Annotated in this window: 24 protein-coding genes; 17 read left to right on the forward strand and 7 right to left on the reverse strand. The window is 59.6% G+C overall.

From position 1 onward, the window contains the following. Nucleotides 1–11 precede the first annotated feature (11 nt). Nucleotides 12–776: a response regulator transcription factor gene (locus tag MME58_RS03125; RefSeq protein WP_055005173.1), complete on the reverse strand. Its 765-nt coding sequence runs from the start codon at nucleotides 774–776 to the stop codon at nucleotides 12–14. A 292-nt stretch (nucleotides 777–1,068) separates the two neighbouring features. Here MME58_RS03125 and ggt point away from each other — a divergent pair, with 292 nt between their 5' ends. Further along, nucleotides 1,069–2,796: a gamma-glutamyltransferase gene (gene ggt / locus MME58_RS03130; protein WP_055005174.1), complete on the forward strand. Its 1,728-nt coding sequence runs from the start codon at nucleotides 1,069–1,071 to the stop codon at nucleotides 2,794–2,796. A gap of 67 nt (nucleotides 2,797–2,863) precedes the next feature. On the opposite strand, the gene phnE is transcribed toward ggt, so the two are convergent. Genes phnE through MME58_RS03150 form a run of 4 tightly spaced genes read right to left on the reverse strand, consistent with a single transcriptional unit; the run spans nucleotide 2,864 to nucleotide 6,094 of the window. Further along, entirely contained in the window at nucleotides 2,864–3,631 is a 768-nt protein-coding gene (gene phnE, locus MME58_RS03135) for a phosphonate ABC transporter, permease protein PhnE (protein WP_055005175.1), read from the reverse strand. Beyond that, on the reverse strand, nucleotides 3,628–4,455 hold the full coding sequence (locus MME58_RS03140; protein WP_055005176.1) for a PhnE/PtxC family ABC transporter permease: 828 nt from the start codon (nucleotides 4,453–4,455) through the stop codon (nucleotides 3,628–3,630). Before MME58_RS03140 ends, phnE begins: the two co-directional genes overlap by 4 nt. Beyond that, nucleotides 4,449–5,246 (reverse strand): phosphonate ABC transporter ATP-binding protein, encoded by a 798-nt coding sequence (locus MME58_RS03145; protein WP_055005177.1) that lies wholly within the window; start codon nucleotides 5,244–5,246, stop codon nucleotides 4,449–4,451. The genes MME58_RS03140 and MME58_RS03145 overlap by 7 nt, the downstream gene beginning before the upstream one ends. Further along, nucleotides 5,243–6,094, reverse strand: coding sequence for a putative selenate ABC transporter substrate-binding protein (locus tag MME58_RS03150; protein ID WP_055005178.1), 852 nt, complete (start codon nucleotides 6,092–6,094; stop codon nucleotides 5,243–5,245). Before MME58_RS03150 ends, MME58_RS03145 begins: the two co-directional genes overlap by 4 nt. 235 nt (nucleotides 6,095–6,329) lie before the next feature. On the opposite strand from MME58_RS03150, the gene selD reads away from it, so the two are divergent. The 5 genes from selD to MME58_RS03175 all read left to right on the forward strand — a co-directional run bounded on the left by selD (nucleotide 6,330) and on the right by MME58_RS03175 (nucleotide 11,020). Continuing rightward, entirely contained in the window at nucleotides 6,330–7,364 is a 1,035-nt protein-coding gene (gene selD / locus MME58_RS03155; RefSeq protein WP_054987694.1) for a selenide, water dikinase SelD, read from the forward strand. After that, entirely contained in the window at nucleotides 7,364–8,464 is a 1,101-nt protein-coding gene (mnmH, locus tag MME58_RS03160; protein WP_055005179.1) for a tRNA 2-selenouridine(34) synthase MnmH, read from the forward strand. The genes selD and mnmH overlap by 1 nt, the downstream gene beginning before the upstream one ends. Nucleotides 8,465–8,499: 35 nt before the next feature. Beyond that, complete coding sequence (locus MME58_RS03165) at nucleotides 8,500–9,264, forward strand: sulfite exporter TauE/SafE family protein (RefSeq protein ID WP_054987692.1); 765 nt, start codon at nucleotides 8,500–8,502, stop codon at nucleotides 9,262–9,264. Between the two features lie 197 nt (nucleotides 9,265–9,461). Beyond that, complete coding sequence (gene mdaB, locus MME58_RS03170) at nucleotides 9,462–10,049, forward strand: NADPH:quinone oxidoreductase MdaB (RefSeq protein ID WP_054987691.1); 588 nt, start codon at nucleotides 9,462–9,464, stop codon at nucleotides 10,047–10,049. 74 nt (nucleotides 10,050–10,123) lie between these two features. Next, complete coding sequence (locus MME58_RS03175; RefSeq protein WP_055005180.1) at nucleotides 10,124–11,020, forward strand: LysR family transcriptional regulator; 897 nt, start codon at nucleotides 10,124–10,126, stop codon at nucleotides 11,018–11,020. Between the two features lie 93 nt (nucleotides 11,021–11,113). Here MME58_RS03175 and MME58_RS03180 read toward each other — a convergent pair whose 3' ends face one another. After that, nucleotides 11,114–12,082: a polyprenyl synthetase family protein gene (locus tag MME58_RS03180; protein WP_054987689.1), complete on the reverse strand. Its 969-nt coding sequence runs from the start codon at nucleotides 12,080–12,082 to the stop codon at nucleotides 11,114–11,116. Nucleotides 12,083–12,321: 239 nt separating this feature from the next. Between MME58_RS03180 and rplU the strand changes: the two genes are divergently transcribed. From rplU to MME58_RS03205, 5 genes are all read left to right on the forward strand, one after another. Next, nucleotides 12,322–12,633 (forward strand): 50S ribosomal protein L21, encoded by a 312-nt coding sequence (gene rplU, locus MME58_RS03185; RefSeq protein WP_002551971.1) that lies wholly within the window; start codon nucleotides 12,322–12,324, stop codon nucleotides 12,631–12,633. A 32-nt stretch (nucleotides 12,634–12,665) separates the two neighbouring features. Further along, nucleotides 12,666–12,941 (forward strand): 50S ribosomal protein L27, encoded by a 276-nt coding sequence (gene rpmA, locus MME58_RS03190; protein ID WP_002551972.1) that lies wholly within the window; start codon nucleotides 12,666–12,668, stop codon nucleotides 12,939–12,941. Nucleotides 12,942–13,157: 216 nt separating this feature from the next. Then, complete coding sequence (gene cgtA, locus MME58_RS03195) at nucleotides 13,158–14,381, forward strand: Obg family GTPase CgtA (protein WP_002551973.1); 1,224 nt, start codon at nucleotides 13,158–13,160, stop codon at nucleotides 14,379–14,381. Between the two features lie 90 nt (nucleotides 14,382–14,471). Further along, nucleotides 14,472–15,590 carry a glutamate 5-kinase gene (gene proB, locus MME58_RS03200; protein ID WP_054987688.1) on the forward strand — a complete coding sequence of 373 codons (1,119 nt, stop codon included), beginning with the start codon at nucleotides 14,472–14,474 and terminating at the stop codon, nucleotides 15,588–15,590. 25 nt (nucleotides 15,591–15,615) lie between these two features. Further along, nucleotides 15,616–16,086 carry a CreA family protein gene (locus tag MME58_RS03205; RefSeq protein ID WP_054987687.1) on the forward strand — a complete coding sequence of 157 codons (471 nt, stop codon included), beginning with the start codon at nucleotides 15,616–15,618 and terminating at the stop codon, nucleotides 16,084–16,086. Between the two features lie 213 nt (nucleotides 16,087–16,299). Here the strand turns inward: MME58_RS03205 and rpsT are convergent, their stop codons facing one another. After that, nucleotides 16,300–16,578, reverse strand: coding sequence for a 30S ribosomal protein S20 (gene rpsT / locus MME58_RS03210; protein WP_003344603.1), 279 nt, complete (start codon nucleotides 16,576–16,578; stop codon nucleotides 16,300–16,302). Between the two features lie 250 nt (nucleotides 16,579–16,828). On the opposite strand from rpsT, the gene murJ reads away from it, so the two are divergent. The 6 genes from murJ to ispH all read left to right on the forward strand — a co-directional run bounded on the left by murJ (nucleotide 16,829) and on the right by ispH (nucleotide 24,253). Next, a complete protein-coding gene (murJ, locus tag MME58_RS03215; RefSeq protein ID WP_054987686.1) occupies nucleotides 16,829–18,367 on the forward strand; it encodes a murein biosynthesis integral membrane protein MurJ in 1,539 nt (512 codons plus the stop codon). Nucleotides 18,368–18,499: 132 nt separating this feature from the next. Then, nucleotides 18,500–19,426, forward strand: a complete 927-nt coding sequence (gene ribF / locus MME58_RS03220; RefSeq protein ID WP_054987685.1) for a bifunctional riboflavin kinase/FAD synthetase — start codon at nucleotides 18,500–18,502, stop codon at nucleotides 19,424–19,426. A gap of 20 nt (nucleotides 19,427–19,446) precedes the next feature. Beyond that, nucleotides 19,447–22,278, forward strand: coding sequence for an isoleucine--tRNA ligase (ileS, locus tag MME58_RS03225; RefSeq protein WP_055005181.1), 2,832 nt, complete (start codon nucleotides 19,447–19,449; stop codon nucleotides 22,276–22,278). Then, nucleotides 22,271–22,777: a signal peptidase II gene (lspA, locus tag MME58_RS03230; RefSeq protein ID WP_054987683.1), complete on the forward strand. Its 507-nt coding sequence runs from the start codon at nucleotides 22,271–22,273 to the stop codon at nucleotides 22,775–22,777. The genes ileS and lspA overlap by 8 nt, the downstream gene beginning before the upstream one ends. Then, nucleotides 22,770–23,246, forward strand: a complete 477-nt coding sequence (locus tag MME58_RS03235) for an FKBP-type peptidyl-prolyl cis-trans isomerase (RefSeq protein ID WP_002551981.1) — start codon at nucleotides 22,770–22,772, stop codon at nucleotides 23,244–23,246. Before lspA ends, MME58_RS03235 begins: the two co-directional genes overlap by 8 nt. A gap of 59 nt (nucleotides 23,247–23,305) precedes the next feature. Further along, on the forward strand, nucleotides 23,306–24,253 hold the full coding sequence (gene ispH / locus MME58_RS03240; RefSeq protein WP_054987682.1) for a 4-hydroxy-3-methylbut-2-enyl diphosphate reductase: 948 nt from the start codon (nucleotides 23,306–23,308) through the stop codon (nucleotides 24,251–24,253). Nucleotides 24,254–24,256 lie beyond the last annotated feature (3 nt).

Below are 24,256 nucleotides of genomic sequence, written 5' to 3' on the forward strand. Positions count from 1 at the left end.
GCTCAACCTGTTCATGCGTCGAGCGTGTCGACGGTGGCCGCCAACATGTAACCATCACCCCAGACGGTACGCAGCAGTTCCGGCTCGACCGGGTTGTCACAGAGTTTGCGGCGCAAGCGGCTGATCTGCCGGTCGATGGCGCGGTCATAGACTTCATTGCCCGGTCGCGCCGTCAGGTCGATCAGTCGCTGGCGACTGAGAATGGTATTGGGGTGGCTTAGCAACACGTTCAGCAGGCGGCTTTCCACGGTGCTGAGCCTGACCTCCGAGCCGTCGCTGCGCAGCAGCGTCCCGGTTCGGGTGGTGAAACTCAGACCCGCGAACGCATAGCGCTGCGTTACCGTGGGCAGATCGTTGACAGGTGCAGCGCCGATTTCGCTGCGGCCCGGCCCACGCCTGCGCAATACGCTGTTGATGCGTGCCACCAGTTCCCGCGGTTCGAATGGCTTGGTGATGTAATCGTCGGCCCCGATATCCAGCCCGTGAACCCGGTCGGCAGGGGTGTCGCGTGCGGTCAGCAGGATCACCGGGATATTCTCGCGGCGATGCAAGCGGCTGCACAGTTCAAACCCGTCACCGTCCGGCAGCATTACATCCAGCACCACCACATCGAACGCCTGCTGCCTGAGCAACTGCCACATGCCCGCTGCATCTTCAGCGGTGCGCACATCGAACAAATGGCGACGCAAGTAAACAGCCAGCGGATCACGGATCTTGCGGTGATCGTCCACGACAAGCACGCGCGGAGCAGGGCGAGACTGGGGTGTAGTGCACATCATGATGTTCCTGGACTGCGCGTGGGGATGATTCTCATTGGTTTCTGAGATTTTATCCCATTTGTGACTGGCAAGTCGCCGCCGGGGGCGAAAAGCCATTATTCGAACGGGCGCTACCCGACCTGGCTGTGGATTTTTACACTAGGTAAACGCGCAGGAACCGGCTACTTTGACCCGGTCACACCGGCGCAGGGATACCCGGTACGCTTCGATGAGAGGTGCGGTGTCCCCGGCAGGGTGGCAATGCTTTCATCATCAAACGTCCCTGACTCAGAAAAAGAAGAGATCGATCATGAAGTTCGAACCCCTCGCCAGATCGCTGATCGCGACGGCACTGATTGTCGCGTATTCCCCCACATTCGCTGCGTCACAAGCCCCGGTTGCTGCCGAAAACGGCATGGTCGTCACGGCTCAGCACCTGGCCACGCATGTGGGTGTCGATGTGCTCAAGGCTGGCGGCAACGCTGTCGATGCGGCCGTAGCCGTCGGTTACGCACTGGCGGTGGTCTATCCTGCCGCCGGTAACCTCGGTGGTGGTGGTTTCATGACCATCCAGCTGGCGGACGGGCGCAAGACCTTCCTCGACTTCCGTGAGAAAGCACCGCTGGCAGCCACCGCCAACATGTACCTGGACAAGGACGGCAAGGTCATCCCTGACCTCAGCGCCAAAGGCCATCTGGCCGTTGGCGTGCCGGGCACGGTATCCGGCATGGAAATGGCGCTGAGCAAGTACGGTACTCGCAAACGCCAGGAGGTCATCGCACCGGCAATCAAACTCGCCGAAGAAGGATTTGTGCTGGGTCAGGGCGATGTGGACATGTTGTCGAGCGCCACGGATGTGTTCAAGGCAGACATGGCCGACTCCGGCTCTATCTTCCTCGACAAGGGCGAGCCGATGCAGGTCGGTCAGAAACTGGTGCAGAAAGACCTCGCCAAGACCCTTCAGGAAATCTCCGACAAGGGCAGCGACGGCTTCTACAAGGGCTGGGTCGCCAAGGCGCTGGTCGATTCCAGTCAGGCCGGCAAGGGCATCATTACCCAGGCGGACCTCGATCACTACAAGACCCGCGAGCTGGCCCCCGTCGAATGTGACTACCGTGGCTATCACGTAGTGTCAGCGCCACCGCCAAGCTCCGGCGGTGTGGTCATCTGCCAGATTCTGAACATCCTCGAAGGCTACCCGATGAAAGAGCTGGGCTTCCGCTCGGCGCAGGGTATGCACTATCAGATCGAAGCCATGCGTCACGCCTACGCGGACCGCAACAGCTACCTGGGCGACCCGGATTTCGTCAAGAACCCGGTCGAGCATCTGCTGGACGTCAAGTACGCGGCCAAACTGCGTGCCGCCATCGAACCGCAAAAGGCCGGTGATTCGAACAAGATCAAACCGGGTGTCGCGCCTCATGAAGGCAGCAACACCACCCACTATTCGATTGTCGACAAATGGGGCAATGCGGTTTCGGTGACTTACACCCTGAACAATTGGTTCGGCGCGGGCGTGATGGCCAGCAAGACCGGTGTGATTCTCAACGACGAAATGGATGACTTTACCGTCAAGGTCGGCGTGCCCAATATGTACGGCCTGGTGCAGGGTGAGGCCAACGCCATTGCGCCGGGCAAGACGCCGCTGTCGTCCATGAGCCCGACCATCGTCACCAAGGATGGCAAGGCTGTCATGGTCGTCGGCACGCCGGGTGGCAGTCGCATCATTACCGCGACCCTGCTGACCATGCTCAACGTCATCGACTACGGCATGAACATTCAGGAAGCGGTGGATGCGCCGCGTTTCCATCAGCAATGGCAGCCCGAGGCAACCAACATCGACACCTTTGCGGTCAGCCCCGACACGCTGAAGATTCTCGAGAGCTGGGGCCACAAATTCGCCGGTCCTCAGCCACTTAATCACGTGGCGGCAATTCTGGTGGGCGCGCCTTCGCTGGTTGGTAAACCGGTCGGTAACAACCGTTTCTACGGTGCCAACGACCCGCGCCGTAACACCGGTTTGTCGCTGGGTTACTGAGTCACGCCACTGATCACGCCACGGTTCTGTACGTCAGGACTGTGGCGTTTTTGTATCTGCTGTGGTTTCAACTGCGCACCCAGCGCTGTCTGCTCCAGCCGCTCAATGCGTCGACGGCAAACACCAGTATCAGCATCGCCAGAATGACCGTGCTGGCCTGTGCTTCCTGGAACAGGCTGAGACTGATGTAGAGCATCTGGCCCAAGCCTCCCGCCCCGACAAAACCCAGCACGCTGGCCATGCGAATGTTGTTTTCCCAGCGATACAGCGTGTAGGCCAGCAACTGCGGCCAGAGGTTGGGCAGGGTGCCATAGCTGAACGCCTGCCAGGCGCTGCCGCCCTGCAGGCGAATCGCTGCAGCGGGTTGCGGCGCGGTATTTTCCAGTGCCTCGGCAAACAGGCGGCCCAGAACGCCCGTGGTGTGCAGTGCCAGTGCCAGCGTGCCGGCATTGGGGCCGAGCCCGGCAGCCAGCACCATCAACACGGCCCACACCAGTTCCGGAATGGCGCGCAGCGCATTGAGCAGCAGGCGACTCATGCTGCGCAGGAGCCAACCGAAGCGCCCGGCAGCGGGCAATGCCAGGAGCAAACCTGCAATGGCCGCCAGCAACGTGCCAAGCGCAGACATGGCCAGGGTTTCCAGGGCACCTTTACCGATCGCCTGCAGGTGGTCGCTGCTCAGGTCCGGGTTCAGGAAGCGCGACGCGTAACGGCTCATCTGCGTCAGATTGTCATGACTGCCCAGCGTAAACAGGTCCAGGCCGAGATATGCAAACGAGGCGACCACAGCCGCAATCATCGCCAACAACAACAGCAGGTTGCCCATGCGCTTCATGTGAAGCGCCTGCGCAATAGACGGCTGAGCTGGTCGGCAAGCAGGACCAGCAGCAGAAAAGTCAGCAGCATGCTCGCCACTTCGTCACCGGCGAACATGCGCATCGAAAGGTCAATCTGCTGACCCAGTCCGCCCGCGCCGACAAAGCCCATGACCACCGAGGCGCGCACGGCGCACTCCCAGCGATACACGGTATAGGACGTCAACTCTGCGGCCGCATTGGGCAGGATGCCGTAGGCGAGCGCGGCCAGCCGTCCGCTGCCTGACTGGAGCAGCGCGTGGGCGGGGCGTTGGTCCACCGATTCGAAAATCTCGGCGTACACCTTGCCGAGCATGCCTGCATAGGTGATGGCGATGGCCAGCACGCCTGCGGTGGGACCCAGCCCGACCGCACGCACAAACAACAGCGCCCAGACGATTTCCGGCACGCTGCGCAGGAAAATCAGCACGCCGCGCACCGGCCAGCGCAGGCATTGGCCGAGCCAGCCGGGCCGTCCGCCGCGCGAGGCGGCTGACAGGGACAAGGCCTTGCTGGCGAGCAGACCTGCCGGTATGGCCAGCAGCAGAGCGAGCGCGATGCCCGCAGTGGCGATAGCCAGCGTTTGCAAGGTCGCATCCAGCAGCAGTTCGAGAAATTCTGCTGAGTGCGCTGCAGGCCAGAACCCGGCGAGGAAGCTGCCCATTGTCCGGGCATTGTCGGCGTGCAGCAGGACCAGCGGGTTCAGCTCGGCCAGACGAATGCCCGGCCAGAGCAGGACGACAGCCAACAGCGTCAGCAACAGTCGTGGCATTGCTGCCGGATCGCGCTGATCCCGGGTCAGCATCGCGGCGTCCAGTGTGTTTCAGGCGCATCAATGACGGGCCGAGGGCTCAGCTGTTCATTGGCATACAGCGTGTCCAGATGCTGCTTGTCGACCTCGTTTGCAGTGAGGTCAAAGTGGATTTTCCCGTCACGCACCCCTATGACTCGCGGGAAGTGGGCCAGCGCCAGCTCTACCGCATGCAGGCTGGCGACCAGCGTCACGTTGTGCTCGACGGCGTGCTGGCATAACAGCGCAAGGGTGTGATCGGCCAGACGCGGGTCCATCGCAGAAACCGGCTCGTCGGCCAGCAGCAGTTCAGGCGTCTGATACAAGGCGCGGGCGATGCCGACGCGTTGCAACTGCCCGCCAGACAATTGCTGGCAGCGCTCGAACAGTTTGTCCGCCAGGTCCAGGCGTGCCAGCACCTCGCGGGCACCGCGGATGTCCAGTGGATGCAGCAGGTTCAGCAGGCTTTTGCCCAGCCCCCATTGACTCAGTCGGCCCGCAGACACCGCCGTGATGACCCGCTGACGCGCAGGCAACGGCGGTGCCTGATGGATCAGCGCAATGCGGCTGCGCAGGCGTTGGCGGTGTTTGCTGGAGAGTTGCCAGGGATTTGCCCCCAGCACCTCAAGTTGACCGGCACTGGGTGGCAGCGCGCTGGCCAGCAGATTGAGCAGCGTTGTCTTGCCCGCACCGGACGGCCCGATGATCGCCACCCGCTCGCCGCGAGCGATGCTCAGGTCCAGGCCGCGCAACGCCAGTGTGCCGTCGTTGTGGCGCAGCTCGATGCCGGACAGACGCAGGGTCATTTCAGCAGGTCGGCAGCGCGTGCGGCTTCTTCGATGCCTTTGTAGTTTTCTGGTTTGGTCTCGATGAAACGGCTGGCAGCCTGAAGATCAAGAATTGCCTTCTGCTCCGGGTTGGCCGGGTCGAGGTCAAGGAACGCCTGCTTGATCTTCGCCGCCAGCGCCGGGTCGAGGCTGCCACGTACGGTCCAGTTGTAGTCGAAATAAGCCGGTGTGGTTTCAAAAACGTGCACCTTGCTCGTGTCGACCTTACCGCTGGCAACCAGTTTGTCCCACACGCTGGCGTTGAGCACGCCTGCATCGACCTTGCCCGCCTGAACCCAGGCAGCGGTTGCGTCATGCGCGCCGGAATAAGCGACACGGCTGAAGAATGTTTCCGGCTTGATGTTTTCCTTGAGCATGAAATAGCGCGGCATCAGGCTGCCGGATGTCGACGACACCGAGCCAAAGGCAAACGTCTTGCCTTTGAGGTCCGCCAGGGTTTTCACTTTCGGATCGGAAGTGATGAATTTGCTGGTGAATCTGGCGTCCTGTTCACGCTGTACCAGTGGCACCGCATTACCGGTCTTGAGGTTGACCTGGACGAAGGTGAAGCCGCCCAGCCACGCCATGTCGAGCCGGTCAGTGGCCAGTGCCTCGACCACTGCCGGGTAATCCGCAACCGGAACGAACTCGACTTTCATGCCCAGGCGCTGTTCCAGATAGGCTCCCAGCGGTTTGAACTTGCGCAGCAGTTCGGTAGGCGCTTCATCGGGAATGGCCGAAACGCGCAGGGTGTCGGCAGCATGGCTGGTCAGTGCGGAGAAGGACAGGGCAAGGCCGGCGGCGAGCGCCAGGGTACGCTTGAGCATGGAGGTTCTCCGGTTCAATAGCGGAAAAAGGATTGAGCGAGGCCCGCGAGCATGAGCAGGCGGTGCTTCACAGGATTCGATGGTGATGCGCGGGGATTATAAGAGGCATGGCGAGAAAGGCCAGTTCGGCAGATTCTTCGCCCGGATGCACAACCGGCGGGCGACGCGGTTTGCGCTGATAAGGGCACAGCCCCTAGACTCCGCAGCCTGTTTCCCGGTAACCGAGAGTGTTGCGATGAACGAGCCAATCCGCCTGACCCAGTACAGTCACGGAGCAGGGTGTGGCTGCAAGATTTCCCCCAAAGTGCTGGACGTGATCCTCGCGGGCAGTGGCGCTCAGAACCTCGACCCTAACCTCTGGGTTGGCAACGCCTCGCGTGACGATGCTGCGGTCTATGCGCTGGATGACGAACGCGGCGTGGTATCGACCACTGACTTTTTCATGCCCATCGTCGATGATCCGTTCGACTTCGGGCGCATCGCTGCCACCAACGCCATCAGCGATATCTACGCGATGGGCGGCGACCCGCTGATGGCCATCGCCATTCTCGGCTGGCCGGTCAACGTGCTGCCCCCCGAAGTCGCGCGCGAGGTCATTCGCGGTGGCCGTGCAGTCTGTGATGCTGCCGGTATTCCGCTGGCTGGCGGGCACTCCATCGATGCGCCGGAGCCGATCTTCGGTCTGGCTGTAACGGGCGTGGTGCAGAAAAAGCACATGAAACGCAACGACACTGCGCAGGCGGGGTGCACGCTTTACCTGACCAAACCCCTGGGCATCGGCATCCTCACGACCGCCGAAAAAAAGTCGAAGTTGCGCGATGAAGACATCGGTCTCGCGCGCGACTGGATGTGTACCCTGAACAAGCCGGGTAGCCGTTTTGGCAAACTGGCAGGCGTGGCAGCAATGACCGATGTCACCGGTTTCGGTCTGCTCGGGCATTTGGTGGAAATGGCTGACGGCGCAGGTTTGACTGCCCGCCTGGACTACGCCGCCGTACCGCGGCTGCCCGGCGTCGAGCATTACATTGCCGAGGGCTGTGTGCCGGGGGGCACATTGCGCAATTTCGACAGTTATGGCGACAGGATTGCGTCGCTCAGCGATGCGCAACGCGACCTGCTGTGCGACCCGCAGACCAGCGGTGGTTTGCTGGTCGCGGTCAGCCCTGAAGGCGAAGCGGAGTTTCTGATAGTGGCTGCCGAACTGGGCCTGCTGCTCAATCCTATCGGCACCCTGCGTGAGCGACAGACCCACGCCGTCGAGGTGTTCTGATGGCCGACAACAGCAGCGACTACCGCAGGCTTTTTCTCGACGACGTGCCGATGATGGACGCTCGCGCACCGGTCGAGTTTTCCAAGGGCGCTTTTCCCGGAGTGATCAACCTGCCGCTAATGAATGACATCGAGCGACAGAAGGTCGGCACCTGTTACAAACAACACGGTCAGGACGCCGCCATCCAGCTCGGGCATCAACTGGTGTGCGGTCAGGTCAAGGACGCACGGGTCAGCGCGTGGATCGAATTTGCCAGAGCGAACCCGGACGGCTACCTGTATTGCTTCCGCGGCGGTCTGCGTTCACAGACGGTCCAGCGCTGGCTGAAGGAGGCCGGAGTCGACTATCCGCGCATTCTTGGCGGCTACAAGGCAATGCGCACCTTCCTGCTGGATACTCTTCACGATGCCGTGACCGAGTGCGATCTTGTCGTGCTGGGCGGCATGACCGGGACGGGCAAGACCGAGGTACTGACACAGTTGCCCAATAGCCTGGATCTGGAAGGTATCGCCAATCATCGCGGTTCCAGCTTCGGCAAGCGTGCAACCGGTCAGCCCGCGCAGATCGACTTCGAAAATCGTCTGGCCATCGACCTGCTCAAGAAGCGTGCAGCCGGTATCGAACAGTTCGTTGTGGAGGATGAAAGCCGTCTGGTCGGCAGCTGCAACGTACCTCTGGAACTGCACCAGGCAATGCAGGGCTGCGCCATGGTCTGGCTGGAAGACAGCTTCGAGAACCGTGTCGAGCGCATTCTGGATGATTATGTCGTCAACCTGTGCGCCGAGTTCATCAGCGTCAAGGGAGAAGAGCAGGGGTTTGGTCTGTTCGCTGAGCGTTTGCTGCAAAGTCTGGCAAATATTCACAAACGCCTGGGCGGCGAGCGTCATCAGCGACTTTCGGGCCTGATGCAGACGGCGTTGGAAGCGCAACAGCGTAACGGTACGGTTGACCTGCACAGAGTCTGGATCGAAGGCCTGCTCGGCGAATATTACGATCCGATGTACGCTTATCAGCGCGAACACAAAGCGGCGCGTATCGAATTCGCAGGCAATCAGGTGGACGTGCAGGCCTATTTGCGCGAGCGGTCTGACAAACGCTAAGCCCTAACCCACCCATAAATCTGGCCAGGGATGCCATGCACTCAGTCCTCGATTTCTATCAGGCCCTCGGCTGGGAGCTTTCGGCGCTGGTGATCGGCACGTTCCTCCTGGCCGGTACCGTCAAGGGTGTCATCGGTCTTGGTTTGCCCACCGTGGCGATGGGTTTGCTGGGACTGGCCATGCTGCCGGCACAGGCCGCCGCGTTACTGATTATTCCATCGACCTTCACCAACGTCTGGCAACTGGCGACGGGGGGGAATCTGCGGCCTCTGTTGAAACGGTTATGGCCGATGCTGAGCATGATTTTCATCGGCACCCTGGCCGGAGCCTTCTGGCTTGGCATGAGCGGCAGTCATTCGATGACGCGAGCATTAGGCGGAGCGTTGTTTCTGTATGCGTTGAGCGGACTGTTCCTGCCGACCTTCAGGGTTGCGGCCGCAGCCGAGCGCTGGCTGGGGCCGTTGTGCGGCCTGGTGACCGGGGTTATCGCTTCGGCCACCGGTGTGTTCGTGATTCCCGTGGTGCCCTATCTCCAGGCGCTGGGGCTTGAGCGTGATCAACTGGTTCAGGCGCTGGGGTTGTCGTTTACCGTCTCTACGCTGGCACTGGCGGCTGGTCTGTCGTGGAATGGTGCGCTGGGCGGCGCAGAACTGGGCGCGTCGACACTGGCGCTGATCCCGGCCCTGCTGGGCATGCTGCTCGGACAATGGCTGCGACAGCGGATCAGCGCTGTGCTGTTCAAACGGGTGTTTTTCATCGGCATGGGGCTGTTGGGGCTGCATCTGCTGATAAAAGGCTGATCTCGATCCGCTGTGCGCTTGGGCGAGGGTTCATCCGTTCGGCTCAACAGTCGTAACGCTATTCGTGACTTGGCAGCAAGAGTATTTTGACCGTTGCTACCTTACTCATGCATGCACATCCCTCTATCCTCGGCTCATCCATTAATGACCTTCCCCCGGTTTCAAGATTTGCCGGGGCGAGCAGCGAGAGATCAGCCATGAAAAAAGTATTGTTCCTCAACGGCGGTAAACAGTTTGCGCATTCCGATGGCCGCTACAACGCAACCCTGCATGAGGCTGGTGTAGCGTTCATGGACCGTGCCGGTTTTGATGTGCAGCAAACTTTCATCGACGGTGGCTACGACGTGGCCGAGGAAGTGCAGAAGTTTCTTTGGGCCGATGTCATCGTTTGGCAAATGCCTGGCTGGTGGATGGGCGCGCCCTGGACAGTCAAGAAATACATTGATGAAGTGTTTACCGAAGGTCACGGCAGCCTCTACGCCAACGACGGCCGCACCCGTTCGGATGCATCGCAGACTTACGGCAGTGGCGGCTTGCTGCACGGCAAGCAGTACATGATCTCCGCAACCTGGAATGCGCCGCAGAAAGCTTTCGACGATCCGTCCGATTTCTTCGAGGCCAAGGGCGTCGATGCGGTGTACTTCCCGTTTCACAAGGCCAACGAGTTTCTGGGCATGACCGGGCTGCCCACGTTTCTTGCCGTGGACGTGATGAAAGTGCCGACTATCGAAGCGGACGTACAGCGTTATGAAGCGCACCTGGGCGCTGTGTTTGCTGTGCAGTGAGCAAAACGTGCAGTACGCAGAACTTTTGCACTGAACAGCGCTAATATCCCCTGAGTGTTGAGCAGGGGACAACAGTGAAAGCCCGATCCGATGAATTGCAGGTGTTTGTCTCGGTCGTCGAAAGTGGTTCGATTTCCGCTGCAGCCGAGAAAATGGGCCAGACGCCCTCAGGCGTCAGCCGTACTTTGTCGCGTCTGGAAGCCAAGCTTGAAACCACGCTGATCAACCGAACGACGCGGCGCATGGACCTGACCGAGGAGGGCAGGTTCTTTCTGGAGCGGGCCCGTCATATCCTCGAGCAGATGGAAAGCCTGGAGGAAAGGCTCTCGTCATCCCGACAGACGCCCGCCGGACGCTTGCGTATCAACGCTGCATCACCGTTCATGCTGCATTCCATCGTGCCGCATGTGGCGGAGTTTCGGCAGCGTTATCCGGGTATCGAGCTGGAGCTCAACAGCGATGACTGGTTCATCGACCTGCTCGAGCAGAGCACGGATATTGCCATTCGTATCGGTGTGCTGCCTGATTCCACCCTGCACGCCCGCCCGCTGGGCAGTTGCCTGCTGAATATCGTCGCCAGCCCGGCCTATCTGAAGCGTCATGGTGCTCCCAAAACTGCGGAAGACCTGGCGCAGCATGTGTTGGTGGGTTTCACGCAGGTGGAGGCCCTCAATCAATGGCCCCTGCGCCATGCAGACGGTGATCGCCTGCCGATCAAGCCTGCCATATCGGCCTCCAGCGGAGACACCTTGCGTCATCTGGTGCTTGAGGGTGTCGGGATTGCCTGCCTGTCCGACTTCATGACCCGAGAGGACCTGCGTGAGGGGCGGATGGTCAGTCTGTTGCGCGAGGCCAATAGCGGTTATCGCCAGCCGATCCATGCGGTGTACTACCGCAATTCCCAACTGGCGTTGAGGATTCAATGCTTTCTGGATTTCATGCAGGACAAGCTTGCCAACTACGCACACTGACGGCACCTGAGTGCGTTAGCAGCTGGCGATTGGTGCTGTAAGCAGACAATAAAAAGCCCGTCGCGCTGGACGGGCTTTTGACCAGGCTGGCGGTCAGTGCGTGCGGGCGACTGCAAATTCGCTCAGTTCAACCAGTGCGTCTCGATACTCGCTGGGCGGCAGTGCGTCCAGGCAAGCAATCGCGCGGGCCGCATAGTCGCGGGCCAACTGCGCAGTGTAATCCAGGGCTCCAGCGCTTTCTACGGCATTGCGGATGCTTTCCAGATCTTCCAGGCCACCCTTCTGGATCGCCTGACGAACCAGGGCGGCCTGTTCCGGGCTGCCTTCGCGCATGGTGTAGATAAGCGGCAGGGTCGGTTTACCTTCCGCGAGGTCGTCACCGACGTTCTTGCCCAGAGTCTCTGCATCGCCACGGTAGTCCAGCAGGTCGTCGACCAGCTGGAAGGCCACACCCAGGTGGTCGCCGAACGTGCGCAATGCCTCGCTCTGTACATCGGAGGCATTGCACAGGGCCGCAGCACTGTGAGTCGAGGCTTCGAACAACATGGCCGTCTTGCCGCGAATAACTTCCATGTAGGTTTCTTCGGTGGTGCTGGCGTCGCGAATCTTCGAGAGCTGCAGCACTTCGCCTTCGGCAATGATACGGGTCGCCTTGGAGAGGATCTGCATCACCTCCATCGAGCCCAGTTCGACCATCATTTCGAATGACCGGGAATAGAGGAAGTCACCCACCAGCACGCTGGGCGCGTTACCCCAGAGTGCATTGGCGGTGGAACGTCCGCGACGCATGCCGGACATGTCGACGACGTCGTCGTGCAGCAGGGTCGCGGTGTGCAGGAATTCGATGGTGGCGGCCAGCAGGCGGATGTCGTCGCCTTCGCGGCCCAGAGCCTTGCCACACAACAGCACCAGCAACGGGCGCAGACGTTTGCCGCCTGCCGACGTAATGTAATCACCGATTTTCGAGACCAGCGGTACGCGCGACGTCAGTTGCTTTTTGATGATAAGGTCAACGGCACTAAAGTCGTCCGCCACCGCGCGATAGAAGGCTTGGGGTTGCATCAGCGACAGGTGCTCCGGATAGGTTGCGCCGCATGCTAGGTCGCGGGGTAGAGCGTGTCAAGGTATGACGAGCGGCCTCTTGCAACACACGGATGCCTTGCGTACAATCGCGCACCCTAACTTTCCTGGGCAGCACCTGCCTTACGCAATGCAAACGGGCCGTTCCAGCCCCATGCAGCCATGCCAGCCGATACTCTTCTTATAAAGAGCTGGGTGAGCAGGATTTTCGGAGAAATACCATGTACGCAGTAATTGTTACCGGTGGCAAGCAGTACAAAGTCGCCCCAGGTGAATACCTGAAAATTGAAAAACTGGAAATCGCTACTGGCGAATCCGTCACGTTTGACCGCGTTCTGCTGGTTGGCAATGGCGACGACGTCAATATCGGTGCTCCTGTTGTTGCTGGCGCTACCGTTGTGGCTGAAGTGGTTTCGCAAGGTCGTCACGATAAGGTTCGTATCATCAAGTTCCGTCGTCGTAAGCACCACATGAAGCGTATGGGCCACCGCCAGTGGTACACCGAGATCAAAATCACAGGTATTCAGGCTTAATTCAGCCTAATCCTCATTTGGAGAATTGACTCATGGCACACAAAAAAGCTGGTGGTAGTACCCGTAACGGGCGCGACTCAGAAGCCAAACGCCTTGGCGTGAAGATGTATGGCGGCCAGGCTATCATCCCTGGCAACATCATCGTGCGTCAGCGCGGTACCCAATTCCACGCTGGCTACGGCGTTGGCATGGGTAAGGATCACACCCTGTTCGCGAAAGTGGAAGGCGTGATCAAGTTTCAGGTCAAGGGCGCCTTCGGTCGCCGCTACGTGAGCATCGTTCCGAAGACTGAAGTCTCCGCAGCGTAATCACGCAGTTGCTTAAAAGCCCTGTCTTGCGACGGGGCTTTTTTGTTTGTAGAGGTAGAGAGGCAGGTGAGTCTCTTGCAAAACTGTTTGTGCGGGCTGTTGTGATGTTGACCCTTGGGGTCGCTGGTTTCTGATCGGTATCGCAACGCTCATTTTTGCAAGAGTCTTATGTAATTTATGTGGTTCTGCTCGTCCCTGTGGCGGGAGGCGTGCGTTATGAAATTTGTAGATGAAGTATCCATTCGAGTAAAGGCCGGTGATGGCGGCAACGGTTGCATGAGCTTCCGTCGCGAGAAGTTCATCGAGAACGGTGGTCCCAACGGTGGCGATGGTGGTGATGGCGGTTCGATCTTCATGGTTGCCGACGTCAACCTGAACACGCTGGTCGACTACCGTTATACCCGTCACTTCGACGCCGAGCGCGGCTCCAATGGCGGCAGCGCCGACTGCACGGGTCGCAAGGGTGAAGAGCTGGTGCTGCGTGTGCCGGTCGGCACCACCATCATCGACGCAACCACCCAGGAAATCATCGGTGACCTGACCAAGGACGGTCAGCGTCTGATGGTCGCCCAGGGCGGCTGGCACGGTCTGGGTAACACCCGATTCAAATCCAGTACCAACCGCGCCCCGCGTCAGACCACGCCGGGCAAGCCGGGTGATCAGCGTGATCTCAAGCTTGAGCTTAAAGTGCTGGCTGATGTGGGCCTGCTGGGCTTGCCAAATGCTGGCAAGAGCACCTTCATTCGTTCGGTATCGGCTGCCAAGCCAAAAGTCGCCGACTATCCGTTCACCACGCTGGTGCCGAACCTGGGTGTGGTCAGTGTCGATCGCTGGAAGAGCTTTGTCGTTGCCGACATTCCGGGCCTGATCGAGGGTGCGTCCGATGGTGCTGGTCTGGGGATTCGCTTCCTCAAGCATCTGGCGCGTACCCGCCTGTTGCTGCACCTCGTTGATATGGCGCCGCTGGATGAAAGCAGCGCTCCGGATGCTGCCGAAGTGATCGTCAATGAGCTGGAAAAATTCAGCCCGTCGCTGGCTGAGCGTGATCGCTGGCTGGTCCTGAACAAGTGCGACCAGATTCTTGAAGAAGAGCAGGAGGCGCGTAAGCAGGAAATTGTTGATCGTCTGGAGTGGACCGGTCCGGTTTACGTGATCTCTGCAATTGCCAAAGAAGGCACCGAACAGCTGACCCGCGACATCATGCGTTACCTCGAAGAGCGCAGTCAGCGCATTGCCGAGGAGCCTGGCTACGCCGAAGAGCTGGCCGAGCTGGATCAGCGCATCGAAGACGAAGCCCGTGCCCAGTTGCAGGCGCTGGACGATCAGCGTGCCCTGCGTCGCAGTGGCGTGAAGAGCGTGCATGACATCGGTGACGATGACTGGGATGAAGAAGATGTGGACGATGAAGATGGTCCGGAAATCATTTACGTCCGTGACTGATCGCTTGAAGTAAACTTGAACGCCGCTACGATTGTTAGCGGCGTTTTTGTATCCCGAATTTGAAAACTCTCTGGCTAAGGTTGGAAGAAGATGCGCAGCAAAGTGACGGGCGCCCAGCGCTGGGTTGTGAAGATTGGCAGTGCCTTGCTGACCGCGGACGGCAAGGGACTGGATCGCAACGCCATGGGTGTTTGGGTGGAGCAGATGGTGGCGCTGCATGAAGCAGGTGTCGAGCTGGTGCTGGTGTCTTCCGGGGCGGTGGCTGCCGGTATGAGCCGTCTTGGCTGGACGTCCCGACCCAGTGCCATGCATGAACTCCAGGCTGCTGCGGCCATTGGCCAGATGGGGTTGGTGCAGGCGTGGGAGTCGAGCTTTGCCGAGCATGGCCGGCATACCGCGCAGATTCTTCTGACTCATGACGACCTGTCGGATCGCAAGCGCTACCTGAATGCCCGCAGCACCCTGCGTACGCTGGTCGAGCTGGGAGTAGTCCCGGTCATCAACGAAAACGACACGGTGGTCACTGACGAAATTCGTTTCGGCGACAACGACACGCTGGCGGCGCTGGTTGCCAATCTGGTCGAGGCCGATCTGCTGGTCATCCTGACCGATCGCGATGGCATGTTCGACGCTGATCCGCGCAACAATCCGGATGCACAACTCATTTACGAGGCGCGTGCCGATGATCCTGCGCTGGATGCGGTGGCTGGCGGCACGGGTGGTGCTCTGGGGCGTGGTGGTATGCAGACCAAGTTGCGCGCCGCGCGTTTGGCAGCGCGCTCCGGTGCGCATACCGTTATTGTCGGTGGGCGTATCGAGCGTGTTCTGGCGCGCCTGAAGGGTGGAGAGCGGCTGGGGACGCTGCTGTCTCCCGAGCGTGGCATGCTTGCCGCACGCAAGCAGTGGCTTGCAGGTCATCTGCAGACTCGTGGCACGCTGGTGCTGGATGATGGTGCGGTGGTGGCGCTGGCCAAGGATCAGAAGAGCTTGCTGCCGGTGGGGGTCAAGCTGGTGCAGGGCAGCTTCCGACGTGGCGAAATGGTTGTTTGTGTCGCTCCGGATGGTCGCGAAATCGCTCGCGGGCTGAGTAACTACAGTGCTATCGAGGCCCAGAAAATCATTGGTCATTCATCCGAATCCATTGTGCGCGAGCTAGGCTATATGGCCGAGCCTGAGCTGATTCATCGGGACAACCTGATCCTTGTCTGACTCAAGGCTGCAGAAGGAAGATTTGATGCGTTTCATGAAAAGTGTGTTGGCCGTCGCGTTGCTGCTGCCGGTGCTGGCCTCGGCGGAAGAGATTGGTCAGGTGTCGACTGTGTTCAAGATGGTGGGGCCAAACGATCGCATCGTGGTCGAGGCGTTTGATGATCCCAAGGTGGACGGGGTGACGTGTTACCTCTCGCGAGCCAAGACAGGCGGAGTAAGGGGTGGCCTGGGGTTGGCCGAGGATCGTGCCGAGGCGTCCATCGCCTGCCGTCAGGTCGGGCCAATCCGCTTCAAGGAAACGCTCAAGGACGGTGATGAGGTATTCAAGGAGCGTACTTCGCTGGTCTTCAAGACGATGCAAGTGGTGCGCTTCTTCGACAAGAAGCGCAATGCGCTGGTGTACCTGGTTTACAGCGACCGGGTCATCGAGGGCAGTCCGCAGAATGCCGTGACTGCAATTCCGATCCTGCCTTGGACAACTGCGCCTGCGCCTTGAGCCTGTAGAGGGATCGGACGCTTCTCGTTCCTCACGCTCCAGCATGGGTGCGATAGTTACAGGGCTGTCGTTCCTAGCGCTCCAGCGTGGGAATGCCTTTCGTGACGATCTGCGTCACAGATCTGTGCAGCGCCGCACATTTGCGTTCCCCGCTACTTTCCAGCAGGCAATAAAAAACCGACCCTGAGGTCGGTTTTTTAACAAGCTTGTCGCTTAGGCTGCAGCAGCAAGGCTCAGAGCCTTGATGTGGCCGTTCAGACGACCTTTGTGGCGAGCAGCCTTGTTCTTGTGGATGATACCTTTGTCGGCCATGCGGTCGATAACAGGTACAGCCAGAACATAAGCGGCTTGCGCTTTTTCTGCGTCTTTTGCGTCGATGGCTTTAACTACATTCTTGATGTAGGTACGAACCATGGAACGCAGGCTGGCGTTGTGGCTGCGACGCTTCTCAGCCTGTTTTGCACGTTTTTTGGCGGAAGGTGTGTTGGCCACCGTCGAGCTCCTCGAAAGACTTTGTGAAATAGCAAACAAAATAGGCCGCGAATCATGCCGATGAGTTGAAGTCTTGTCAAGGGCAGTTAAGGTGTTCCGCCGAGTGGTTGCTACATTTGACCGGAGGATTTATTTCCGGGCTGTGACCTGTAAACTCGCGGCCTTTGCTTCGGGCGTTTTTGCGGCGCGAAGTATCGCATAAATGGCTTGCTTAATCGCCCATCCTTTGCCATGGCGCACAACTCTTTCAATGAATCTACTCAAGTCACTCGCCGCCGTCAGCTCTATCACCATGGTTTCCCGGGTTCTGGGCTTTGTTCGCGACACTATTATCGCGCGCACTTTCGGAGCCGGAATGGCCACGGACGCATTTTTCATCGCCTTCAAGCTGCCCAATCTGCTGCGCAGGATTTTCGCGGAGGGCGCCTTCTCCCAGGCATTTGTACCCATTCTTGCGGAATACAAGAGCCAGCAGGGGGAGGAGGCGACTCGGACGTTTGTCGCCTATGTCACCGGGCTGCTGACCCTGGCGCTGGCACTGGTGACGCTGCTTGGAGTGATCTTTGCGCCCTGGGTGATCTGGGCCACTGCGCCCGGCTTCGTCGATACCCCGGAGAAATTCGCGCTGACCTCGGATCTGCTGCGCGTGACCTTTCCTTATATATTGCTGATCTCTCTGTCATCGATGGCCGGAGCGATCCTCAATACTTGGAACCGTTTCTCGGTGCCGGCGTTCGTGCCGACGCTGCTCAACGTAAGCATGATCTTTTTCGCGCTGTTCCTGACCCCGTATTTCGATCCTCCGGTCATGGCGCTGGGTTGGGCAGTTCTGGTCGGCGGTCTGTTGCAGTTGCTTTACCAACTGCCCCATCTGAAAAAGATCGGCATGCTGGTGCTGCCGCGTCTGAACCTGCGCGATACCGGCGTCTGGCGAGTGATGAAGCAGATGCTGCCCGCCATACTTGGCGTCTCTGTCAGTCAGATATCTCTGATCATCAATACGATATTTGCCTCGTTCCTAGTCGCCGGCTCGGTGTCATGGATGTACTACGCCGACCGTCTGATGGAGTTGCCCTCCGGTGTGCTGGGTGTGGCGCTGGGCACGATCCTGCTGCCGATCCTGTCCAAAACCTACGCGCAACGGGACCGTCAGGAGTACTCGCGCATTCTCGACTGGGGGCTACGGTTGTGCTTTGTGCTGGTCCTGCCCTGTACCCTTGCACTGGGGTTGCTCGCCGAGCCGTTGACCGTTTCGCTGTTCCAGTATGGTAAATTCGATGCGCTTGATTCGGCCATGACCCAGCGTGCTCTGGTCGCCTATTCGATCGGCTTGCTGGGGATCATTCTGATCAAGGTGCTGGCTCCCGGCTTTTATGCGCAACAAAATATCCGCACCCCGGTGAAAATCGCGATCTTCACCCTCATAGTGACTCAACTGCTCAACCTGGCATTTATCGTGCCCTTGCAGCATGCCGGTCTGGCACTGGCCATCAGCGTGGGGGCGTGTATCAATGCCGGGTTGCTGTTCTGGCAATTGCGCAAACAGGATCTGTTTCAACCGCAGCCTGGCTGGACGAAATTCCTGTTCAAACTGGTGATCGCCGTTGCCGTGATGTCGGCGGTGCTGCTAGGGCTGATGCAGGTCATGCCGGCGTGGGATGAAGGGCACATGCTGGAGCGTTTTCTGCGTCTGGGGGCGCTGGTTGCCGCCGGGGTCGTGACCTATTTCGCCATGCTTCTGCTATTAGGCTTTCGCCTCAGGGATTTTGCCCGCAAGGCCATTATGTAGGGTGCATCGCAAGGGTTGACCGCCGTTTTTTGTCGCCGCACGCCGAGAACCTTCATCCGGTCTTGGAGTGTTGCCTGTCGTCCACGGCCGTGTGTGGTTATAATCGGCCACTTTATGAGCAAGAAGTGCGTTATGCAGCTGGTTAGAGGCCTTCACAACCTGCGCCCCGAGCATCGGGGCTGCGTCGCCACGATTGGCAATTTCGACGGCGTTCACCGCGGCCACCAGGCTATCCTGGCGCGTCTGCGCGAACGCGCCGTCGAATTGGGTGTGCCCAGCTGTGTGGTGATTTTCGAACCTCAGCCGCGTGAGTTCTTCGCCCCCGAGACGGCTCCTGCACGCCTTGCCCGCTTGCGTGACAAGCTTGAGCTGCTGAGCGCCGAGGGTGTCGACCGGGTACTTTGCCTGTCCTTCAATCAGCGCCTGTGCAAGCTCAGCGCGGCAAGTTTTGTAGAAACGGTTCTGATCGAGGGGCTTGGTGTTCAGCACCTTGAGGTCGGCGACGATTTTCGTTTCGGTTTTGACCGAGTCGGCGACTTTGACTTCCTGCAACAGGCCGGTACGACGTATGGGTTTACCGTAGAAGCGGCGCAGACCGTTGAAATAGATGGCATCCGGGTCAGCAGTACCAAAGTGCGCAAGGCCCTGGCTGCATCGGACTTTGCCTTGGCCGAGCGTATGCTCGGTCGTCCGTTTCAGATAACCGGACGGGTATTGCATGGTCAGAAGCTGGCGCGCCAGTTGGGTACACCTACCGCCAACGTGCAGCTCAAGCGTCGTCGTGTGCCGTTGAGCGGGGTTTACCTGGTCAGCACGGACATCGATGGCAAAGCCTGGCCGGGTGTCGCCAACATCGGCGTTCGCCCGACGGTAACGGGTGATGGCAGTGCCCACCTTGAAGTGCATCTTCTGGATTTTGCCGGCGATCTTTACGACCGGCGTTTGACGGTGGCTTTCCACCACAAGCTGCGTGATGAGCAGCGTTTCGCCTCACTGGAGGCGCTCAAGACGGCGATCAATGCGGACGTCGCCGCCGCCCGTGCCCATTGGCATGGCTAACCGCTAAACAAGAGCCTGAAATGACTGACTATAAAGCCACGCTAAACCTTCCGGACACCGCCTTCCCTATGAAGGCCGGCCTGCCCCAGCGCGAGCCGCAAACTCTGCAGCGCTGGGACAGTATTGGCCTGTACCAGAAGCTGCGCGAGATTGGCAAGGATCGTCCCAAGTTCGTCCTGCACGACGGTCCTCCATACGCCAACGGCAATATTCACATCGGTCATGCGGTCAACAAGATTCTCAAGGACATGATCCTGCGCTCCAAGACCCTGGCGGGTTTCGACGCGCCTTATGTGCCGGGCTGGGATTGCCACGGTCTGCCGATCGAGCACAAGGTCGAAGTGACTCACGGCAAGAACCTCTCCGCAGATCGTACGCGTGAGCTGTGCCGCGCCTATGCAGCCGAGCAGATCGAAGGCCAGAAGTCCGAGTTCATCCGTCTGGGTGTGCTGGGTGACTGGAGCAATCCGTACCTGACCATGAACTTCGCCAACGAAGCCGGAGAAATCCGCGCGCTGGCCGAGATGGTCAAGGGCGGTTTCGTCTTCAAGGGGCTCAAGCCGGTCAACTGGTGCTTCGACTGCGGCTCGGCACTGGCTGAAGCCGAAGTCGAGTATCAGGACAAGAAGTCTTCAACCATCGACGTCGCGTTCCCGATCGCTGACGAAGCAAAACTCGCAGCCGCGTTCGGCGTTTCCTCGCTGGGCAAGCCTGCGTCCATCGTCATCTGGACAACCACACCGTGGACGATCCCCGCCAACCAGGCGCTGAACGTCCACCCTGAATTCGAGTACGCGCTGGTCGATGTCGGCGACAAACTGCTGGTGCTGGCTTCCGAACTGGTCGAAAGCTGCCTGGCCCGTTACAAGCTGGAAGGCACCGTCATCGCTACCACCACCGGACAGGCGCTGGAGCTGATCAACTTCCGCCACCCGTTCTATGATCGCCTGTCGCCCGTCTATCTGGCTGACTACGTCGAGTTGGGGGCGGGCACGGGTATCGTTCACTCCTCGCCTGCCTATGGCGTAGATGACTTCAACATCTGCAAACAGTACGGCCTGAGCAACGACGACATTATCAGCCCGGTGCAGAGCAACGGCGTGTATGTCGAGTCGCTGGAGTTCTTTGGTGGCCAGTTCATCTTCAAGGCCAATCAGAACATCATCGACAAGCTGGTCGAAGTCGACAGCCTGATGAACACCGAAACCATCAGCCACAGCTACATGCATTGCTGGCGCCACAAGTCACCACTGATCTACCGCGCTACCGCGCAGTGGTTCGTGGGCATGGACAAGCAGCCTAAGAGCGGCGAGACCCTGCGCGAGCGTGCGGTCAAGGCCATCGAAGATACGCAGTTCGTACCGGCCTGGGGGCAGGCGCGCCTGCACTCGATGATCGCCAACCGACCTGACTGGTGCATCTCGCGTCAACGCAACTGGGGCGTGCCGATTCCGTTCTTCCTGCACAAGGAAAGCGGCGACCTGCATCCGCGCACCGTCGAACTGATGGAAGAAGTGGCTCTACGTGTCGAGAAAGAGGGTATCGAAGCCTGGTTCAAGCTGGACGCCAGCGAGCTGCTGGGTGACGAGGCAGCCAAATACGACAAGATCTCCGACACCCTGGACGTCTGGTTCGACTCGGGTACCACGCACTGGCACGTGTTGCGCGGTTCGCATCCGATGGGCCATGAAAGCGGTCCGCGTGCCGACCTGTATCTTGAGGGTTCCGACCAGCATCGCGGCTGGTTCCATTCTTCGCTGCTGACCGGTTGCATGCTGGACGATCACGCGCCGTATCGCGAGTTGCTGACTCACGGGTTTGTGGTCGACGAGAACGGTCGCAAGATGTCCAAGTCGCTGAATAACGTCGTGGCACCGCAGAAGGTCAACGATTCACTGGGCGCGGACATCATGCGCCTGTGGGTATCGGCGACTGATTATTCGGGCGAGATGGCGGTTTCCGATCAGATCCTGCAGCGCAGCGCCGACGCTTATCGTCGTATCCGCAACACGGCCCGTTTTCTGCTCTCCAACCTGTCGGGTTTCAACCCGGCGACCGACATCCTGCCTGCCGAGGAAATGCTCGCGCTGGACCGTTGGGCCGTGGATCGCACGCTGCTGCTGCAACGCGAGCTGCAAGAGCATTACGGCGAATACCGCTTCTGGAACGTGTACTCCAAGATCCACAACTTCTGCGTGCAGGAGCTGGGTGGTTTCTATCTGGACATCATCAAGGATCGTCAGTACACAACAGCGGCCGACAGCACTGCACGGCGTTCCTGCCAGACGGCACTGTTCCACATCTCCGAAGCGCTGGTGCGCTGGATCGCTCCGATCCTGGCCTTTACCGCCGACGAGCTGTGGCAGTTCCTGCCGGGCGAGCGCAACGAATCGGTGATGCTCAACACCTGGTACGAAGGCCTGACCGAAATGCCTGCCGATTTCGACATGGACCGCGCCTACTGGGAGCGGATCATGGCGGTGAAGACGTCGGTCAACAAGGAAATGGAAAACCTGCGCGCGGCCAAGGCCATTGGCGGCAACCTGCAGGCCGAAGTGACTCTGTACGCTGAAGATTCGCTGGTCGCCGACCTGTCGAAGCTGAGCAACGAACTACGCTTCGTGCTGATCACCTCGACGGCCAGCGTTGCTCCGCTTGTGTCGGCTCCGGCTGATGCGGTGGTTACCGAGGTCGCGGGCTTGAAGCTCAAGGTGCTCAAGTCTAGCCACGCCAAGTGTGCCCGTTGCTGGCACCACCGCGAGGATGTGGGTGTAAACCCTGAACATCCGGAAATCTGCGGCCGTTGCGTAGACAACATCAGCGGCACCGGCGAGGTCCGTCATTATGCCTAACGCCGCATATGGCCGACTGGCCTGGCTATGGTTGAGCGTGCTGGTTCTGGTCATCGACCAGGCCAGCAAGTATTACTTCGAAAACACGTTGAGCCTGTATCAACAAATCATTGTGATTCCAGACCTCTTCAGCTGGACCCTGGCCTATAACACCGGTGCTGCCTTCAGTTTTCTGGCAGACGGTGCCGGCTGGCAGCGCTGGTTGTTTGCCCTGATCGCCATTGTGGTCAGTGCCGTGCTGGTCGTCTGGCTCAAACGTCTGGGGCGCGACGATACGTGGCTGGCCGTTGCGCTGGCGCTAGTGCTCGGCGGCGCGCTGGGCAACCTGTACGACCGTATCGTGCTGGGTCATGTGATCGACTTCATTCTGGTCCACTGGGAAAACCGCTGGTATTTTCCGGCGTTCAACGTCGCGGACAGTGCAATCACTGTCGGCGCAATCATGCTGGCGCTGGACATGTTCAAGAGCAAGAAAACCGGAGAAACCGTCAATGACTGAGCAGTCGTCGACTCAAGGCTCGTCTGGCGAGCTGCGCATCGGTCAGAATACCCAGGTCACCTTGCACTTCGCCCTGCGCCTGGAAAACGGCGATACCGTCGACAGCACCTTCGAAAAGGCCCCGGCCACTTTCAAGGTCGGTGACGGCAATCTGTTGCCCGGTTTCGAAATGGCGATTTTCGGCTTCAAGGCGGGCGATCGTAAGACCGTGGAAATTCCGCCGGAAAACGCCTTTGGTCAGCCCAACCCACAAAACGTGCAGATCATGCCACGCTCGCAGTTTGTGGGAATGGAACTGTCCGAAGGGTTGCTGGTGATCTTCAACGACGCCGCCAATACCGAATTGCCCGGCGTGGTGAAGGCTTTCGATGATGATCAGGTCACCATCGACTTCAATCACCCGCTGGCAGGCAAGACACTGAGCTTCGAAGTGGAAATTTTCGAAGTGAAGGCGATTCTGGCTTCCTGATATTCGCCATCAAGCCCGGCTTCGGCCGGGCTGCACCGCACGCAACCATGAGGCACAGCATGCAAATCAAACTCGCCAACCCCCGCGGCTTCTGTGCCGGAGTGGACCGCGCGATCGAAATCGTCAATCGCGCTCTGGAAGTGTTTGGTCCGCCGATTTATGTGCGCCATGAAGTCGTTCACAACAAATTCGTCGTCGAAGACCTGCGCTCTCGTGGTGCGATCTTCGTCGAAGAGCTGGATCAGGTGCCGGACGACGTCATCGTCATATTTAGCGCCCACGGTGTTTCTCAGGCGGTGCGTACCGAGGCAGCCGGTCGTGGCCTGAAAGTCTTCGATGCCACCTGTCCGCTGGTCACCAAGGTGCATATCGAGGTTGCCCGTTACAGCCGTGACGGTCGCGAGTGCATTCTGATCGGCCATGCCGGTCACCCGGAAGTCGAAGGCACCATGGGCCAGTACGACGCCAGCAATGGCGGTGCGATCTATCTGGTCGAAGACGAAGACGACGTTGCCAGCCTGCAGGTGCGTAACCCGGATTCTCTGGCATTCGTGACCCAGACCACGTTGTCCATGGACGACACCAGTCGGGTGATCGACGCCTTGCGCAAGCGTTTTCCAGCCATTGGCGGGCCGCGCAAGGACGATATCTGCTACGCCACGCAAAACCGTCAGGACGCGGTCAAGCAACTGGCCGACGAGTGCGATGTGGTCTTGGTGGTGGGCAGCCCGAACAGCTCCAATTCGAACCGCCTGCGCGAGCTGGCCGAACGCATGGCGACTCCGGCGTACCTCATCGACGGTGCCGAAGACATGCAGCAAGGCTGGTTCGACGGTGTCGAGCGTATCGGCATCACCGCCGGTGCGTCCGCCCCTGAGGTCCTGGTGCGCGGTGTTATCCAGCAATTGCAGGCTTGGGGCGCTACCGGCGCAGATGAACTTGCCGGCCGCGAAGAGAACATCACGTTCTCCATGCCCAAGGAACTGCGGGTCAAATCGCTGCTCTGAGGC

Origin of the sequence: Pseudomonas syringae pv. tagetis (assembly GCF_022557255.1) — a bacterium.
Lineage (GTDB): Bacteria > Pseudomonadota > Gammaproteobacteria > Pseudomonadales > Pseudomonadaceae > Aquipseudomonas > Aquipseudomonas caricapapayae.